The 2,515-nt window shown below is 26.8% G+C and carries 3 protein-coding genes; 1 reads left to right on the top strand and 2 read right to left on the bottom strand.

Annotation, left to right across the window (positions count from 1 at the left end):
• The first annotated feature begins 85 nt into the window (after positions 1–85).
• The gene (locus tag Q0V09_RS10760) at positions 86–424 is read left to right on the top strand and encodes a hypothetical protein (RefSeq protein WP_297489484.1); all 339 of its coding nucleotides are present in this window, start codon (positions 86–88) and stop codon (positions 422–424) included.
• A gap of 35 nt (positions 425–459) precedes the next feature.
• Here the strand turns inward: Q0V09_RS10760 and hflC are convergent, their stop codons facing one another.
• Both hflC and hflK read right to left on the bottom strand, forming a co-directional pair.
• Positions 460–1,317 carry a protease modulator HflC gene (gene hflC, locus Q0V09_RS10755; protein ID WP_297489482.1) on the bottom strand — a complete coding sequence of 286 codons (858 nt, stop codon included), beginning with the start codon at positions 1,315–1,317 and terminating at the stop codon, positions 460–462.
• On the bottom strand, positions 1,301–2,263 hold the full coding sequence (hflK, locus tag Q0V09_RS10750) for an FtsH protease activity modulator HflK (protein ID WP_297489479.1): 963 nt from the start codon (positions 2,261–2,263) through the stop codon (positions 1,301–1,303). Before hflK ends, hflC begins: the two co-directional genes overlap by 17 nt.
• Positions 2,264–2,515: the final 252 nt, after the last annotated feature.

Here is a 2,515-nt window from a genome sequence, read left to right as displayed (position 1 = left end):
ATATTGGTCAAGGTTTTTTATTTAGTAAACCTATTTTGTCTGAACAATTTGAAGATCTACTAAAAAGGAATTGAGTGAGATGGCAATGAAAAAAATGGTTATATTTTTTGTGATTCATATTTTTATAGCTAAAAAAACATTTAGCGAAAAAATACCAATAAAAGTATCTGCAAATGTTATTAGTTCTAAAAGAAAGTTAGTAAAAAAAATAGCTCAAGATATTTATGAGTCTAATTTTATAAATATCTCTAAAGAGGAGATACTAATTCTTGTGGAATATAATAATAAATTTGAAGTAATAAAGTTGAGAAAGAATGATAAAAAAACCTTTAGATTTCATTGTGAAAATAAAGATTTTTCTATTTATAAAATAATAAATGATAAGAAAATGAAAATCTCCAATTATGAAGACCTAAATAATTAAGTAAAAGGCGGATACTCTAGTCTCCGCCTTTTGCCTTATTTTACATTATTTAAATATTGAAAAATAGGGGAATCTGTTGAAATTATAACTGTTGTTTTTCCTGTTCCATTAAAAATTTTATTATATGCTGAAAGAGTTCTTGTAAATTTATAAAATTCAGGATCTTTATTATAGGCATTAGCATATATTTTTAAAGCCTTAGCATCACCTTCACCCTTGATTGTTTCTGCATCTTCATAAGCTTCAGCAAGGATTATAGTCTTATCTCTTTCTGCATCTGAAATTATCTCTAAAGCTTTTTCTTGTCCCTCTGCACGATATTTTTTAGCCTGTTGTTTTCTTTCAGCTTCCATTCTTTTATATACATTTTCCTCATTTTGTTCAGGAAGATCTGCCCTTTTAATTCTTGCATCAACTAATTTTATACCTAATTTTCTAACTTTTTCATCACTTTCTCTAGTTACTATTTCCATTATTTCATCTCTTTTTATAGATATAATTTCAAGAAGAGTATATTGACCTAGTCTTTCTCTTATTTCTGAATAAATTATATCATCTAATCTAGCTTGAGCCCCTTTTTCATCTTGTACTGTTTGAAGAAAAATTAAAGGTTCAACAATTCTCCATCTTGCATAGTTATCTATTACAATATTTTTTTTATCCTTTGTTATTAGCTCTTTAGGTTCAGAATCATACTCTAAAAGACGTTTATCAAAGTATTCTACTTTATCAACAAAAGGTATTTTAACATTTAACCCTGCATTATTTATTGGTTCTCCTACAGGTTTTCCAAGCCTTATAACCATAGCTGTTTGCATTTCATTAACTTTAAAAAAAGAGGAATAAACTATTATAGCAACTAAAATTAAAATTCCACTAATTAGTTTTTTCATTTTTATTTACCTCCTCTTGAATAAGATTTAATACTCCATTTTTAACTTCTCTATCTATAATTACTTTATTTACATTTTTAAGATTTTTTTCAAGTGATTCAATATATAACCTTGTTTCTGTAACCTCTTTTCCCAACTTATAATTTTCATATAGTTTAAGAAATCTAGCCACATTTCCATTAGCTTCTCTTACTCTTTTCTCTTTATAAGCAACAGCTTCATTTATAATTTTTTTAGCTTGACCTCTGGCTTTTGGAATTATATCATTTGCATAACCGTTAGCTTCATTTATATATCTTATTCTATCCTCTCTAGCACTAGCTACATCTTTAAATGATTTAATTACAGGTTTTGGAGGTTGTACATCTTGTAACTGCACATTTAATACCTGTATTCCTATTCCATATATATCTAGTATCTCTTGAAGTTTTTCTCTTGTTAAAATTTGAATATTACTTTTCCCCTCTGTTAAACTTTCATCAATAACAAACATTCCTATAATTTGACGAATACTAGCTTCTGCTGCTGCTGTAATAGTATTTTTAGGATCCTTAACTTTAAAGAGATAATTTTTTAAATTTACTATCTTATATTGAACACTAAAATCTATTATATTTTCATCTCCAGTAAGCATTAAAGATTCTTGAACAACATCACGATATTTTGCAGGTGGACCAATACTAACTGTTCTAAATCCTACTTCTACACGATAAACCTTAGTTGTTTTTATAACAATTTTTCTTCCAATAGGTCTTGGATAGTACCAATGTATTCCAGGTCCCACTGTTTTTTCATATTTTCCAAATAAAAGAACAACAGCTTCTTCATCTGGTCCCACTTGGAATATCCCTGTAAAAAGATACAGAAAAACTATGGGAAGTAATACTAATTTTTTTAATGGTTTTAAATAGAGTTCAAACAATTCTTTTATATCTTCTAATTCCATATAACCCCTCCAAATTTATGTTATTTAAATATTTACTTAGTATTATTCTAAAAATTTTTAGGAACTCTTTTATTATTTAAATTATTAAAATAAAAAATACCCATTAAAGAAGAAATTTAATCTTCTTTAATGGGTATTTTTATAATCTAATAGTGATATACACTTTTATGTTTTTTTAGTAAAGTTAATGATACTCCAATGGCTAAAAGCTCTGCAACAGGAATTGATAACCAAATTCCCATAGTTCCCATT

This window comes from uncultured Cetobacterium sp. (assembly GCF_947039425.1).
Lineage (GTDB): Bacteria > Fusobacteriota > Fusobacteriia > Fusobacteriales > Fusobacteriaceae > Cetobacterium_A.
This window is presented reverse-complemented; position numbering and strand designations above follow the sequence as displayed.

Coding starts and splice junctions, on each gene's coding strand:
- hflC (WP_297489482.1), bottom strand. CDS start 1,317: ATGAAAAAACTAATTAGTGGAATTTTAATTTTAGTTGCTATAATAGTT.
- Q0V09_RS10760 (WP_297489484.1), top strand. CDS start 86: ATGAAAAAAATGGTTATATTTTTTGTGATTCATATTTTTATAGCTAAA.
- hflK (WP_297489479.1), bottom strand. CDS start 2,263: ATGGAATTAGAAGATATAAAAGAATTGTTTGAACTCTATTTAAAACCA.